Here is a 14,025-nt window from a genome sequence, read left to right on the forward strand (position 1 = left end):
CGATTGTGAGTAAGATGGCGGGAAAGGCGTAAGCCTATCACGCCCGCCCGGGCCGAGGAAGGCGCCGCGTTTACTGCAGGGCCAGTTCGACGCAATTGCGCCCGGCACGCTTGGCCCGGGCCAGTGCCGCCTCGACCCGCACCAGCAAGGCATCCGGCGAGTCCGATTCGGCCGCCTGCCCCGCCCCGAGGCTGATGCTGACCCGGTCGCAGCCTGGGATGTCGGTGGTGGCGATGGCCTGGCGGATTTTCTCGGCAATCTTGAGCGCGTCGATGGCGCTCGTGTGGGACGCGATGATCTGGAATTCGCCGCCCGCGGAGCGCACCAGCGTGTCGCTGCTGCGCAGGGCCTGCTGCACGCCATCGGCCACCGCGCGCACGGCGGCGTCGCCCACCGGATGCCCGAACTGGTCATTGACCGCCTTGAGGCGGTCGATATCGAAAACAATGAGCGACATGGGCAGCTTGTAGCGCCGGGCGCGCCGCATTTCGAGCTCCAGCAAGTATTCGCCGTGGCGGCGGTTGGCCACCCCGGTCAGGGCATCGGTGGTCCCCAGATGCGTCAGGCGCTCTTGCAGCTGTTCGTTCTCGCGGCTCATTTCAGCCATGCGCAGGCCAAACCCGGCCTGGCGCGTCATGTCCATGAGGGCGGTCAGGTCGTCGCCGGAAAGCTGGCGCGCGTGGCCGAACATGAGGCACAGCGCGCCACGCTGGACACCGGCGCGGCTCACCGGCAACGGCAGGCCGACCACCATGTTCACGCCGCTGTCAGCGAGCGACAGCGCCAGTTCCGGCTCGCCCGCCTTGGCCGGCACATCGAGCAGGGTCAGTTCACCACCGCAGGCGGCCAGCAGGCCGGGGAAGGCATGGCGCAGGGGCGACTGCATGAGCCGGTCGGGGCGCGCCAGGATGCGCGTGAGATTGAGGCCAATGGTCGAATGCTGGGCTTCAAGCTGCAGCTCGCCGGGTTCGCGCATGTAGAACAGCGACACATGCACAACCCCCGGCAGGCTGCCCAGCGCCACGCAGATGCGGTCGGCCATCTTTTCAAAGTCGTCCACCTCGGCGATGGCGTGCTGCACCAGCGACGAGCTTGCCATCAGGCGGCGCAGCTGGGCCGCGTCGCTGTCTGCCGCGGCCTGCCCTGCCAGGCGCGCCGCCACGGCCGTGCCCAGGTCCTGGTCGAGCAGGGGCGTGATGGCATAGTCGACCGGCCCGGCCGCCAGCAGGTCCGGCAGCCAGCCGGCACCGGTGAAAGGACACAGTACCAGGGTGGCCGCGTCCCCACGCTGGCCGATCAGCTGCAGCAGGGCCGCGCTGTCGAAGTTGCGGTCAAAACGTTCCAGGTCAATGATGAGCAGGTCAATATCCTGCTGGCCCAGCAGCAAGGTAGCTTGCTCGCAGCCATCTGCCAGGAACAGCCGGCCGAACTGCTCGCCGCAGACCGCCTGGAAATCAACACGCCGCTGCGCCACTGGGTTCAGGAACAATCCGACTTTGGTGCGCGGGTCCGGCTCGTGCTGCGACATGGATTCTCCCTTTTATTTCCAAGATTCATTCTCTTAAGCTTAGTTTGCCATAAAGCCGGGGCGGCACGAAACCGAAAGCCGATTTTGTGTGTGCTTCCGCACGGTCTTGGCCGCTCGTGGCGCGAATACTGCTTATTCACGGATGGAGGAATCTATGAGCAAGGGAAATCAGTCTGGGGGCAATACGTCCGGTGGCAACAAGTCGGTGGAAGCGGTCGCCAATCAACAGCGCGCCATCCAGGCACAGCAGGACGCCAAAGACAAGCAGGGACTCAAGCCGGACAGCGACGAAGCGGTGCAGACCACGTCCAGGGCCGAGCCGGCCCCGCCGCTGCCGGACCAGCATCTGGACAAGCCGGGCAACGAAAACGACATGGAACTCAAGCCCCGGTTCATGGCCGAAGGCTACAAGGGCAGCGGCAAGCTCGACGGCCAGGTGGCCATCGTCACCGGCGGCGACTCCGGCATCGGGCGCGCCGTGGCGGTGCTGTTTGCGCGCGAAGGCGCCGACGTGGCCGTGCTGTACCTGAACGAGCACGAAGATGCGGCCGAGACGCGCCGCTGCGTGGAAGCGGAAGGCCGGCGCTGCCTCACCCTGCCCGGCGACGTCAAGGACATGGCTTACTGCCAGCAGGCGGTCGACAAGGTGGTGGCCGAATTCGGCCGCCTTGATGTGCTGGTCAATAACGCCGCCTTCCAGGAACATGCCTACTCGCTCATGGACCTGACCGAAGAGCGCTTTGATGAAACCATGCGCACCAATATCTACGGTTACTTCCACATGGCCAAGGCAGCCCTGCCCCATCTCAAGCGCGGCGCGGCCATTATCAATACCGGGTCGGTCACCGGCCTGCGCGGCTCGGGCCACCTGCTCGACTATTCGGCCACCAAGGGCGCGATCCACGCCTTTACCATGTCGCTGGCCTCGAATCTGATTGACCAGGGCATCCGCGTCAATGCCGTCGCGCCCGGCCCGGTGTGGACCCCGCTCAATCCGGCCGACCAGCCGTCCGAGAAGATCAGCTCCTTTGGCAAGGATACCGACATGAAGCGTCCGGCCCAGCCCGAAGAACTGTCGCCTGCCTATGTGTTCCTGGCCTCGGGCGTGTGCTCGAGCTACATCACCGGCATGGTATTGCCCGTGACCGGCAACGTCGGCAGCTAAGAAAGGACTGGAATATGGCACGCAGTTTATGGAAAGGCGCAATCAGCTTTGGGCTGGTGCATATTCCGGTCGAAATGCATTCGGCGGTGCGAACCAATTCGCTCGACCTGACCATGCTCGACAAGCGCGACTTCTCGCCCATTGGCTTCAAGCGCTACAACAAGAGCAATAACAAGGAGGTGGTCTGGGACGACATCGTCAAGGGCTACGAGTACAGCGCCGGCGAATACGTGGTGCTGTCGGACGAGGACCTGCGCCGGGCCAACGTGGAAGCAACCCAGACCATCGACATCCTGGCCTTTGTCGACGCCGAACAGGTGCCGCTGCTGTATTACGACCAGCCGTATTACCTGGCCCCCGGCAAGGGCGGCGACAAGGTCTACGCCCTGCTGCGCGAGACGCTGCGCAGCGCGGGCAAGATCGGCATCGCCAACGTGGTCATCCGCGTCAAGCAGCACTTGTGCGCGCTGGTGTGCGTGGGCGACGTGATCGTCATGAACACCCTGCGCTATGACGACGAGATCCGCTCCACCGACGACCTCAAGATCCCCACCTCCACGGCAAAGAACGCTGCCATCTCCGACAAGGAATTGAAGATGGCCATGGCCCTGGTGGAAGGGATGAGCGAGGAATGGAAGCCCGAGCAGTATCACGACACCTACCGCGAAGACATCCTGGCGCTGATCGAGAAAAAGGTCGCTGCCAACCAGACCAAGACCATCACCATGCCCGACAAGGACAGCAAGCCGGCCAGTTCGAGCAACGTCATCGACCTGGTATCGCTGCTGCAGCAAAGCCTGGGCGGCAAGAAGCCGGCCGCCAAGCGTGGCGCGGCCAGCGACGATGATGAGGAAGATGACAAGCCCGCTCCCAAGCGCAAGTCGAGCGCCAAGGCAGCCAATGATGAGGGCGACCCCGACGCGGCGCCGCCTGCCAAACGCAAACCGGCGGCTAAGGCCGCTCCCGCAGCAAAAAGCAAGGCAGCTCCGGCCAAGGCAGCGCCACGGCGCAAGACTGCCTGAGGAGATTTATGGAAGAATTTTTTGCGTATCTCGAATGGCCTGCCATGGCGATCAGCCTGGCGGCGGCCTACTACCTCGGTTCAAAAAAGGCGGGCAAGCGCGTCGTCGCGTTCTGGCTGCTCATACTCGGTAACGTGATGTGGATCGCCTGGGGCTGGGGCGAGCAAGCCTGGGCCCTGATTGCCCTCAATGTCGGCCTCATGGCCCTGAATGTCCGCGGCATCCGCAAGAACGAAGACTAAAAACTCCCATGAAAACAAGGGCTTGAATGATGGCAAGGTCGTAAGTAAACGTGCCGGCGCCCCGTTTGGTCGTATCATGGCTCACCCCTTCGATGCGAGTGTCGCGGAATCGGGCTTGACAAGGCTAGCTATGACCCACGTCCGTCTCGGGACCTTCATCCACGAAAACATGGAGGCTATCCTGCAGGCATGGGAAGACTTCGCCCGCACCATCGAGCCACCGGCACTGACCATGGACGACGCAGAGCTGCGCGACCATGCGCGCCAGATGCTGCATGTGATCGCCAAGGACCTGAGCACGCCACAGTCCGACCATGAGAGTGTGGAAAAGTCCAAGGGCAAGGCCAAGCGCGCCCACCCTGACTCGGCGGCGGAAATTCATGCCGAGGCACGCCTGCTGTCCGGCTTTACGGTCGTCCAGCTGGTCTCTGAATACCGCGCCCTGCGCGCCAGCGTACTGACCCTGTGGGGCAAACTGCCCCAGGATACGCGCGATACCGACATGGATGATGTGACGCGCTTTAACGAAGCGGTGGACCAGGCACTGGCTGAATCGGTGGCCCGCTATGCGCAGATGGTCAAGCAAACCCAGAACATGTTCCTCGCCATCCTGGGGCACGACCTGCGCAATCCCCTGGGCACCATCGTCACTGCCACCGGCTTTTTGATGCAGGCGGTCGATATTCCGGCCAAGTACGTGCTGGTGGCCACGCGCATGTTCAACAGTGCGCAGCGCATGAGCCGCCTGATCAACGACCTGATCGACTTTACCCGCACCCATCTGGGCCCCGGCATCCCGGTCAAGCTCAAGCAGGCCAACCTGTCGCGCGTGTGCCAGGAAGTGGTGGACGAATTGCGCACCTATCATCCGGAGCGGCGCATCGACCTGTCGATGCAGGATCATCTCGATGCCATCTTCGACGAGAGCCGCATCGCACAAGTGCTGTCCAACCTCATTGGCAACGCCATTCAGTACGGTTCCGGTGACAAGCCGGTCATTGTCGTGATGAGCAAGCTGGAAAACGACGTCAGGATCACTGTCAACAACCGCGGCAAGGCGATCGAGCAGAACAAGCTGGCCGCGGTGTTCGACCCTTTCGTACGCATCGCCGCCACCCACTCCCCCGGTTTCACCGAGAGGACCAGCCTTGGCATCGGCCTGTTCATCGCCCGCCAGATCGTGCATGCCCACGGCGGCGAGCTGACGGTGTCGTCCGACAAGGCGTCCGGCACCACCTTCACCCTGGTCATTCCCCTGGTGCCGGCAGCGTTTTCCGAGCCGCGGGAATACGAGGAATAAGCGAGGAATAAGCGAGGAATAAGCGAGGAATAAGCGCCTGGCTACTCCGGCTTGAAGTCCATTTTCTTCATGGCCGCGGTCAGCGTCTTGGCCGCCTTGGCATAACCGGACCAGGGTTCGTTGCCGCGGTCAAGCCGGGTGTGGGCGTTCTTCACATTCCACTGGTCGCCCGCCTTGAGGTTGGGCAGTTCATCCCATGCCACCGGCACCGAAATGCCCAGTCCCGGCCGCACCCGGGCCGACCAGGCGCATGCCGTGGTGGCGCCCTGCCCGTTACGCAGGTAGTCGATGAAGATTTTCCCCACCCGGTTTTTCGGGCCGCTCTTGAAGGCAAAGCGGTCCGGCAGCTGCGACGCCAGGTGCCGCACGATGGCCTGCGAAAAATCCTTCACCGTGTCCCAGTCCAGCCCTCCCTTGAGCGGCACCACCACGTGCAGGCCCTTGCCGCCGCTGGTCTTGAGGAACGAGGGCAGGCCCAGCTGGTCGAGGAAGGCGTGCATCAGCTGGGCCGCCTCGCGCATGGCGCCGAACTCCACGCCTTCGCCCGGGTCCAGGTCGAACACCATGCGATTGGGCGCCTCGTAGGATTTGCCGGTCGCGTTCTGGGTATGGAACTCCACCACATTCCACTGCGCGGCCGACAGAATCCCTTTTTCACTGCCCACTTCCAGCATGGGCGGATGCTCCGGGTCCAGTTCCGGCGCCATCTGCTTCATGCCGGGCAGCTTGGCCACATCGGCGTGCTTCTGGAAAAACAGTTCGCCTCCCACACCCGCCGGCGCGCGAACCAGCGATACGGGGCGTCCCTTCAGGTGCTCCATCATCAGGCTGCCCACCAGCGCGTAGTAGCGCACCAGGTCAAGCTTGGTGGCGCCGCTTTGCTCATCAATCAGGCGCTCGCCATTGGTGATCTTGAAGTCGGCCGGAAGCTTGCCTTGCGGCGCCGCCGGTTCCTGCTTTGTCTTTTTCTTGCCCGCTGTCGTCGATGTCGTCGATGTCGTCGCTGCCACGATTTCCTCCACATGTGTGGCCTTCTCGCGGCCGATGTTGTTAGCCGGCTTGTCTTCGCGCAGTCCCTGGAACACGGCGTGGCGCACCGAGCCTGACGAAGTCCACTCGGCGAAGCTCACTTCCGCAATCAGCCGTGGCTTGACCCAGTGATGCTTGCGCCCGGCTACCGCCTTGGGCGGGAACGGGCTGACGTCGGTGGCCAGCGCATCGAGCTTTTTCTTCAGCTCGCGCAGCGTCGCTTCATTAAAGCCCGTGCCCACGTTGCCGGCGTACTGCAGCACGCCATTGTCGTCGTGCGCGCCCAGCAGCAGCGAGCCGATACCGGCGCGTGATCCCTGCGGGTCGGTAAAGCCGGCAATGACGAATTCCTGCCGCAACCCGCATTTGAGCTTGATCCATTCGGGCGAGCGGCGCTGCACATAGCGCGAATCGCGCTTTTTGCCGATCACGCCTTCCAGCCCCAGTTTGCAGGCCGCCAGCACCAGTTCTTCCGGGTCCGATCCGAATTCCTCGCTAAAGCGCAAGGCGGGCGAAGCGGATTTTTTCAGCACCTGGCCCAGCATGGCGCGGCGCGCTTCGAGCGGAACCTCGCGCATGTCGTAGCCATTGAGGTAAGGCGCGTCGAACATGAAAAACAGGATGTCGGCCGTGTTGGAGCCATCAAAGGCCATCTGCAGCAGGCCGAAATTGGGCTTGCCCTGCTCGTCGTGGACCACGATTTCACCGTCATACCAGCCGTCCGGCAGCTTCGCCTTGAGCATGGCGGCGTGCAGGGTGGGCAGCTTGTGCGACCAGTTATGGCCATTGCGGGTAAACAGCTTGATGTCCTTGCCCTCGACCCGGGCCAGCATGCGGTAGCCGTCGAACTTGATTTCAAAAATCCAGTCGCTCGGATCATGGGGTGGCTTGTCGACCAGCGTTGCCAGTTCCGGCGACAGGCTGTCCGGCAGCGCAGCCTTGACTGCTTCGGCGGGCACGGTAGCCTTGCCGGCCCTGGCTGGCCGCGCTGGCTTTGCGGCCCCTTTTGCCGCGGCAGTTTTCCGGGCGGGGACCTGCTCGGCCAGGACGTCCTCCGCCGGTGCCGCCGCTTTCCTGGCGCCGGCCTTTTTCGCTGCCGGCTTTTTCTTCGCACCAGGCATGGGCAAGGCTTTCACGCTGTCGGGCAGCTCGTCGACGACGGAAAACTCCGCTGCCGGACGGGCCAGATCATCCTTTTCCTTGATCAGCAGCCACGGCTCCTGCTTTTCGCCCTTGCCCTTCATGCGGATCAGGACCCACTTCCCCTGCATCTTGTGGCCATGCATCTCGAACTTGAGATTGCCGGCCTCGTAACCCTGGTGCGGATCATCGAGCGGCGACCAGGTACCCTTGTCCCAAATGATCACCTTGCCCGCGCCGTACTGCTTTTCAGGGATGGTGCCCTCGAAACTGGAATAGGAGATGGGATGGTCTTCCACATGCACGGCCATGCGCTTGTCCTTGGGGTCATAACTGGGACCCTTGGGCACGGCCCAGCTTTTCATGGTGCCGTCGAGTTCAAGCCGAAAGTCGTAATGCAGCCGGCTGGCCCAGTGCTTCTGGATGACAAAGGTCAGCGCATCCTTGCCTTGTTCGCCTCCTTCTGCCGGTTCGGACGTAATGGCAAAGTTGCGTTTGGACTTGTAAACCTTGAGGGGATCGGGCATGGCAGCTACCTGGAAGAAGTTGACTTCCAGTCTATGTGCGGCGCCGGTGCCACTCTGTACGGCAGCTAACGCATGCCTGCTTGCATCACCCTGTCAGTCGGCGCCCAGCTTCTCGCGCGTGCTGTCCGGTACCGGGTAGCCGGGATGGAGCGCGCGCAGTTTTTTCCATTCCGATGCTGCTTCAGCCTGTTTGCCTGCTGCCAGCAGGGCCTCGATGCGCGCCAGCATCACACTGGCGGCTTCCTGTTCGGGCGGAGGCGCAGCGACCGCCTCTGCGTGAACTGGCACGGCGCGATCGGTGGCGATGTGCGGGAACACTGGTGCCCGATGCGGCGCGCCTTTGGCCTCGCCATCCTGCTGGTAGCTCGCTGGCGGTGCCTGGACCTCGCCAAAGCCCCGCGCCGACAGGGTGGCGCGGTATCGGGAAGCGGTCGCTTCCCGAGCCGCCTCGTTGGGCGGCGGCGGCGGCGCGATGATGGATTCAGCCAGCGGAGCCGGCGCCATGGCAGCGGGCGGCGCAGGGGCGACGGAGGGAGCCGGGGCCGGCGGTGGTGGGCGCTGCGCGCTGCGCGCAGGCACCTTGTCGGCACGGGACACGACCGCTCGGGATGGGCCACTCGCGGACGGTGCGACGGCGGCCGGTGCCGGTGCTGCATCGCGCCTGCCGTCGGGAGCGGGCGCGACCGCGACCGCTGGCGCGGGCGGCGCTGCCCTCTCCTGCGGCATGGCAGCTTCCAGCGTGGGCGCCGCCTCATGAACGTTGACGCCGGTGTCGGACTCAAAGCTCTGGCGCGCGATCAGACCTGCCAGCACCGTGGCGGCAATCCCGGCCGGCACCTGCCAGCGCCAGCCCAGGCGCGCGGGATGGCGCGCCGCCGGCGCTGGCGGCGCCTCATCATTGGCCGCCCGTGGCCGCTCCTGCTCTACCGCAGCCCGGGCCCGGGCCAGGATGGCGGCATCGAGCGCGGGGGGCGGCGCCGGCTGCGCAAGTGCCTGCAACTGGCGCGCCAGCGCGTCTTCCCCGTGCAGGAATGCCTCGAACTGCTCGTCGTCGCTCATTTCATCCTTCATTGCACAGGCTCCCTTCGCGCAGCTTGCGCATGGCATAGCGCAGCCGGCTCTTGACCGTTTCAACGGGCGCCACCACCACCAAGGAAATTTCTTCCAGGCTCATACCGGAGAACTGTTGCAGCACGAGGGCCTCCTTCTGCTCGGGCGGCAGGCCGTTGATGGCACCATGCAAGCGGCTGGCCTGCTGCTTGTGGACCAGGGCCGCCTCGGGCGTGGCGCCATCGTGCGCTGCATCGGCCAGGCCGTCAAACGTGTCGCGCCCATCGGTTCCCGTCCCCAGCTCGGCGGCCAGCACATCCTGGTGCTGGCGCACAAGGTCCAGCAGGCGATTGCGGGCGATCTGGTAGAGATAAGTACGGAAAGTGGCGTCCGGCCGGTAGCGCCCGCGTGCATGATGCAGGCTGGCCCAGCTGTCCTGCACAATTTCGTCGACCCAGTCTGCACGGGGTGAGCGCCATGAAACAAAGCGGTACAAGCCGAGCCTGTGCCTGCCGTACAGCTCCTCGAACGCCCGCAGGTCGCCCTCGCGATAACGCATCATCAATTCTTCATCGGGCGTGGCAGTCGGCATGGCTGCTCATTGTAGGCACCGATCTCCCGGCGCGCAATCGATGGCTGCTGTCGGGCATCTTTACAGTCGAGATAGCCACAGCCGGACTCGACAGAAATATTGCCCGGAAATCAACGACTTAAGTTTTAGGCATGAAATTTGCTTCACGTTTATCGCAGCTCAACATTAACATTAACTTATCACTTCGAAAACTACCATGACCCTGAAAAAAATCGCCGCCATCTTTGCCCTTGCCCTGTCCGCTTCCGCCGCCAGCGCTGCCGACTTCTCCTTCACCGGCAACTTCACTTACGATAACGACGTGCAGTCGTTCTCGTTTGTTGTTGGCGCTGATTCGGATGTGAGCCTGCGCAGCTGGTCGTACGCCGGTGGCGTCAATGCAGCCGGCCAGAGCATCGCACGCGGTGGCTTTGATCCCATCCTGGCACTGTTCGATTCCAACGGCAACAAGATCGCCGAACAAGACGATGCCAACTGCCCCAACGTGGCTGCCGATGCCGTGACCGGCGAATGCTACGACACGTTTTACACCAAGAACCTGGCTGCCGGAACCTACACCGTGACGATCATGCAGTTCGATAACTTTGCCCGCAATTCGCTGGCCGAAGGCTTCCTGTATGACGGCGTGCAGCACCGCCAGTTCCGTGACGGCTTCGTCGACGCCGCCGATGACAAGCGCACCAACCTGTGGGCCTTCGACATCCTGAACGTCAATGCAGCATCGCTCCCACCAGGCGAAGTACCTGAGCCAGCGTCGCTGGCACTGCTGGGCCTGGGCCTGGCAGGCGTGGCAGCTGCCCGCCGCCGCAAAGCTGCCTGATTCCCCGGGTTCACGTGACAAGGCCGCGCTCACTGGTCAGTGGCGCGGCCTTTTGTCCTTCGGGAGTCCGCACGCTGCGCTGAAGGCAACTTCAGCGCAGCTGCACGGACGTAACTGGTGAGATGGTGTTCAGGGCAGGCAAACCGCTTCCTGCAGCGCACCGAGGAAACCCGCGATCTCGCGCAGCGCCTGTGACTGGCAGGCACACTCGTTGCGAGCGCCCGGCTCCAGCAGCGGCACCGCATCCATGCGCTTGACGGTGGCCGTGACACCACAGGCTGCCAGACGCGCGCCGTATTGTTCAGCCTCATCGCGCAGAGGATCGTCCTCGGCCGACAAAATCAGGGCCGGCGGCAGGTTGCGCAGCCGGCTCGACTGCAGCGGCGACGCATACGGATGGCTGCGGTCGGCCGCGTTGGGCAAATAGCCCCGGTAGCTGGCGGCGCAGGTCTCGGCCACGCATGCCTCGCTGGCACCCACGGGAATTTCGCGCATGGAACAGGTGGACAGACCGGGATCGAGCATGGGCATGATCAAGATCTGGCCGTCCAGCGCCGGCCGCCCCCGGTCGCGCGCCATCAGCGCAGCCACAGCAGCGAGGTTGGCGCCCGCTTCAATGCCGGCCACGACCAGGTGCTTGCCGCTCCAGCCCAGCTTTACCCTGTTTTTGCGGGCCCAGCCAAGAACCGCATGAGCGTCTTCGGCTGCAGCGGGAAATGGCCGTTCGCAAGCGAGCGTGTAGCGCGATGCCAGTACCAGATGCTCGCCCGCGCAACCGGCCAGGTGACGCAGGAAGTGGTCGGCCTCATCGAGATCACCACCCACAAAGCCACCACTGTGAAAAAATACAATCAGGCTGTCACGGCGCGGCGTAGCCGGCCCGGCCGCGTACAGCCGCGCCTCAAGCGGGCCGGCGGCACCACCGGCCTGCAGCTGCCGGATATTGATGGCGGCAGTCGCCAGCGTCATCGGGATGCGGGCCCGACGCCGAACAAGCCGTCAAACAGCGCATGTGCAAGTGCATCAAATCCGCCGCTGCCAGCCACTGACGCCTGGGAAAATTGCTCGGTATGGATGGTGCCGGCGGTCATGAGCGCCGCCAGAATGACGGTAATGACAACAATAAATCCGTTTTGTATGCGCATGCTGCAGCCCTCCCACCTTCCGATAAGCGCCTTCTTTTGATGGCGTACAAGCATTGTAAAGATGATCTACAATCTGATAAAGATGGCAAGCGCGAATTGATTGTTCACTGAACTGAACAATAGAGGGAGAAATGAACAAACTGCAAGCAATGGAAGTATTCGTTCAGGTGGTCGATGCGGGCGGCTTCACGCGCGCGGCGGAAAACATGCAGCTGCCGAAGGCGACCGTGTCCACCCTTGTCCAGACACTCGAACAAACGTTGCAAACCCGGCTGCTGCACCGCACCACGCGCCAGGTGAGCGTGACCTCCGATGGCGCCGCCTATTACGAACGCTGCCTGCGCATCTTGGCCGACGTACGCGATGCAGAAGAGTCGCTGTCCAACAATCGCGCCTCGCCCAGCGGCCGCCTGCGGGTCGATGTGGCCACTTCCATGGCCAACGACATCATCATCCCGGCCTTGCCCGGTTTTTTTGAGCGCTACCCGGACATCCGGCTCGATCTTGGCTGCAGCGACAGGCCGGTGGACCTGATCGAGGAAGGCGTCGATTGCGCCGTCCGCGGCGGCCAGCTGGGCGACTCGGCGCTCATTGCGCGGCGCATCGGCGTACTCCACTTTGTCACAGCGGCCACGCCCGCCTACCTGGACCGGCATGGCCGCCCGCAGCATCCACATGACCTGGCGCAGCACCGCTGCATCAATTATTTTTCTTCGCGCACCGGCAAGATCATGGACTGGGATTTCATGCGCGGCGACGAAACACTCTATGTGCCGGTGCCGGCCTGCCTGGCCGTGAATGATTCGACTGTGCACTTGACGGCGGGCCTGCGTGGTCTTGGCATCATCCAGATGCCGCACTACCTGATGGCGCCATTGGAAGCGAGCGGCCAGATGGAAGTGGTGCTGCGCGACTGGACCAGCGAGCCGCTGCCGATCAACGTCGTGTATCCGCAAAACCGCCACCTGTCGGCCAAGGTGCGTGTCTTCGTCGAGTGGGTGGCCGACCTGTTCCTGACCGATGCGCGCCTGCGCTACCCGCCGGACTAGAATAGGGTTTTCTCATCCCGGGGCACGCCATGCACAAGATTGTCTTTCTCGACCGCGACAGCCTGGAGGCGCAGCTGCGTTGCCCCGCCTTTGAACATGAGTGGACCGAATACGGTGCCACCAAAGCGGGCCAGGTGGCCGAGCGCCTGCGCGATGCCACCATTGCCATCACCAACAAGGTGGCGCTGCGCGAAGCGGACATTGCCGCCCTGCCGCAGCTGAAGATGGTGGCCATTGCCGCCACCGGCACCGACAACGTGGACCTGGCAGCGTGCCGGGCGCGCGGCATAGTCGTTGCCAATATCCGCGACTACGCCCTGGTCACGGTGCCGGAACATGTGTTCACCCTGATCCTGGCCCTGCGCCGCCGTCTGCTGGACTATGCGCGCGATGTCGCGGCCGGGCGCTGGCAGCAATCGAGCCGTTTCTGCCTGCTCGACCATCCCATCAGCGACCTGGCCGGCAGCCGGCTGGGCATCATCGGCTACGGCACCCTGGGGCGGCGCGTGGCGGCCATCGGTCGCGCCTTTGGCATGCAGGTGTGCGCTAGCTCGCGCACGCCGGTGGCCGAGCCGGACGTGATCGACCTGCCCCTGCCCGAACTGCTCGCCACCTGCGACGTCGTCAGCCTGCACCTGCCCCTGACGGCGCAAACGCGCGGCATGATCGGCGCCGCGCAGCTGGCACGCATGAAGCGCAGCGCGCTGTTGATCAACACGGCGCGCGGCGGCCTGGTGGACGAAGCGGCCCTGGCCGATGCGCTGCGCGAGGGCAGCATCGGCGGCGCCGGCTTTGACGTGCTGAGCCAGGAACCGCCCGTCGATGGCAATCCCCTGCTCGACCCTGGCCTGCCCAACTTCATCCTGACGCCGCACGTGGCCTGGGCCAGCGCCGGTGCCATGCAAACCCTGGCTGACATGCTGATGGATAACATCGAAGCCTTCGCGCGCGGGCAGCCGATCAATGCGCTGTAACGCGCCCTTTACAAACGGGCGGCGCCCCACTACAATGCTGCTTCTTCGCGCAGGGCATGCCCGGCGCTGAAGGTAGCAAGGAAGTTCATCACCGGAAACGCCGCAATTTGGCACTTCCGGAAGTGCAACAGAGCTGCTACAATGCATGCTTCGCGGCTGTAGCTCAGCTGGATAGAGTACTTGGCTACGAACCAAGGGGTCGTGGGTTCAATTCCTGCCAGCCGCACCAAAATTCGTAAGATGAAAGGCCTGACGAGAAATTGTCAGGCCTTTTTTCTATTTGCGCGCCAATCTCCGGCAGTGCCGCAATAGTCTGTGCATGCCCCTTTGCGGATGCAGAAACTGCTGCTATAATCTTGTCTTTCGCGGCTGTAGCTCAGCTGGATAGAGTACTTGGCTACGAACCAAGGGGTCGTGGGTTCAATTCCTGCCAGCCGCACCA

The 14,025-nt window shown here is 63.6% G+C and carries 13 protein-coding genes and 2 tRNA genes; 9 read left to right on the top strand and 6 right to left on the bottom strand.

Translation table 11 applies throughout. The annotated features are described in order from the left end of the window. Positions 1 to 70: 70 nt before the first annotated feature. Positions 71 to 1,528: a GGDEF domain-containing protein gene (locus KY495_RS22465; RefSeq protein ID WP_219881493.1), complete on the bottom strand. Its 1,458-nt coding sequence runs from the start codon at positions 1,526 to 1,528 to the stop codon at positions 71 to 73. A gap of 154 nt (positions 1,529 to 1,682) precedes the next feature. Between KY495_RS22465 and KY495_RS22470 the strand changes: the two genes are divergently transcribed. The 4 genes from KY495_RS22470 to KY495_RS22485 all read left to right on the top strand — a co-directional run bounded on the left by KY495_RS22470 (position 1,683) and on the right by KY495_RS22485 (position 5,257). Continuing rightward, positions 1,683 to 2,693: an SDR family oxidoreductase gene (locus tag KY495_RS22470; protein WP_229518423.1), complete on the top strand. Its 1,011-nt coding sequence runs from the start codon at positions 1,683 to 1,685 to the stop codon at positions 2,691 to 2,693. A 14-nt stretch (positions 2,694 to 2,707) separates the two neighbouring features. After that, on the top strand, positions 2,708 to 3,715 hold the full coding sequence (locus KY495_RS22475; RefSeq protein WP_219881495.1) for a Ku protein: 1,008 nt from the start codon (positions 2,708 to 2,710) through the stop codon (positions 3,713 to 3,715). 8 nt (positions 3,716 to 3,723) lie between these two features. Continuing rightward, on the top strand, positions 3,724 to 3,957 hold the full coding sequence (locus KY495_RS22480; protein WP_219881496.1) for a hypothetical protein: 234 nt from the start codon (positions 3,724 to 3,726) through the stop codon (positions 3,955 to 3,957). Between the two features lie 130 nt (positions 3,958 to 4,087). After that, positions 4,088 to 5,257 (top strand): sensor histidine kinase, encoded by a 1,170-nt coding sequence (locus tag KY495_RS22485; protein ID WP_219881497.1) that lies wholly within the window; start codon positions 4,088 to 4,090, stop codon positions 5,255 to 5,257. Between the two features lie 41 nt (positions 5,258 to 5,298). On the opposite strand, the gene ligD is transcribed toward KY495_RS22485, so the two are convergent. The 3 genes from ligD to KY495_RS22500 all read right to left on the bottom strand — a co-directional run bounded on the left by ligD (position 5,299) and on the right by KY495_RS22500 (position 9,595). Then, a complete protein-coding gene (gene ligD / locus KY495_RS22490; protein ID WP_219881498.1) occupies positions 5,299 to 7,953 on the bottom strand; it encodes a DNA ligase D in 2,655 nt (884 codons plus the stop codon). 93 nt (positions 7,954 to 8,046) lie between these two features. Next, entirely contained in the window at positions 8,047 to 9,012 is a 966-nt protein-coding gene (locus KY495_RS22495; protein WP_219881499.1) for a hypothetical protein, read from the bottom strand. 1 nt (position 9,013) lies between these two features. Next, the gene (locus KY495_RS22500) at positions 9,014 to 9,595 is read right to left on the bottom strand and encodes a sigma-70 family RNA polymerase sigma factor (RefSeq protein ID WP_229518424.1); all 582 of its coding nucleotides are present in this window, start codon (positions 9,593 to 9,595) and stop codon (positions 9,014 to 9,016) included. Between the two features lie 196 nt (positions 9,596 to 9,791). Here KY495_RS22500 and KY495_RS24175 point away from each other — a divergent pair, with 196 nt between their 5' ends. Further along, positions 9,792 to 10,415 (top strand): DVUA0089 family protein, encoded by a 624-nt coding sequence (locus tag KY495_RS24175; RefSeq protein WP_229518425.1) that lies wholly within the window; start codon positions 9,792 to 9,794, stop codon positions 10,413 to 10,415. Between the two features lie 129 nt (positions 10,416 to 10,544). Here the strand turns inward: KY495_RS24175 and KY495_RS22510 are convergent, their stop codons facing one another. Continuing rightward, entirely contained in the window at positions 10,545 to 11,384 is an 840-nt protein-coding gene (locus tag KY495_RS22510; RefSeq protein WP_219881500.1) for an alpha/beta hydrolase, read from the bottom strand. After that, positions 11,381 to 11,560, bottom strand: coding sequence for a hypothetical protein (locus tag KY495_RS22515; protein WP_219881501.1), 180 nt, complete (start codon positions 11,558 to 11,560; stop codon positions 11,381 to 11,383). The genes KY495_RS22510 and KY495_RS22515 overlap by 4 nt, the downstream gene beginning before the upstream one ends. A gap of 131 nt (positions 11,561 to 11,691) precedes the next feature. On the opposite strand from KY495_RS22515, the gene KY495_RS22520 reads away from it, so the two are divergent. The 4 genes from KY495_RS22520 to KY495_RS22535 all read left to right on the top strand — a co-directional run bounded on the left by KY495_RS22520 (position 11,692) and on the right by KY495_RS22535 (position 14,025). Next, positions 11,692 to 12,609 (top strand): LysR family transcriptional regulator, encoded by a 918-nt coding sequence (locus KY495_RS22520; RefSeq protein ID WP_219881502.1) that lies wholly within the window; start codon positions 11,692 to 11,694, stop codon positions 12,607 to 12,609. Between the two features lie 29 nt (positions 12,610 to 12,638). Continuing rightward, on the top strand, positions 12,639 to 13,583 hold the full coding sequence (locus tag KY495_RS22525) for a D-2-hydroxyacid dehydrogenase (protein WP_219881503.1): 945 nt from the start codon (positions 12,639 to 12,641) through the stop codon (positions 13,581 to 13,583). Positions 13,584 to 13,735: 152 nt separating this feature from the next. Continuing rightward, positions 13,736 to 13,812 (top strand) — tRNA-Arg (locus KY495_RS22530). A 136-nt stretch (positions 13,813 to 13,948) separates the two neighbouring features. Further along, positions 13,949 to 14,025 (top strand) — tRNA-Arg (locus KY495_RS22535).

The organism is Massilia sp. PAMC28688 (genome assembly GCF_019443445.1).
In the GTDB taxonomy this organism is placed as follows: Bacteria; Pseudomonadota; Gammaproteobacteria; order Burkholderiales; family Burkholderiaceae_D; genus Telluria_A.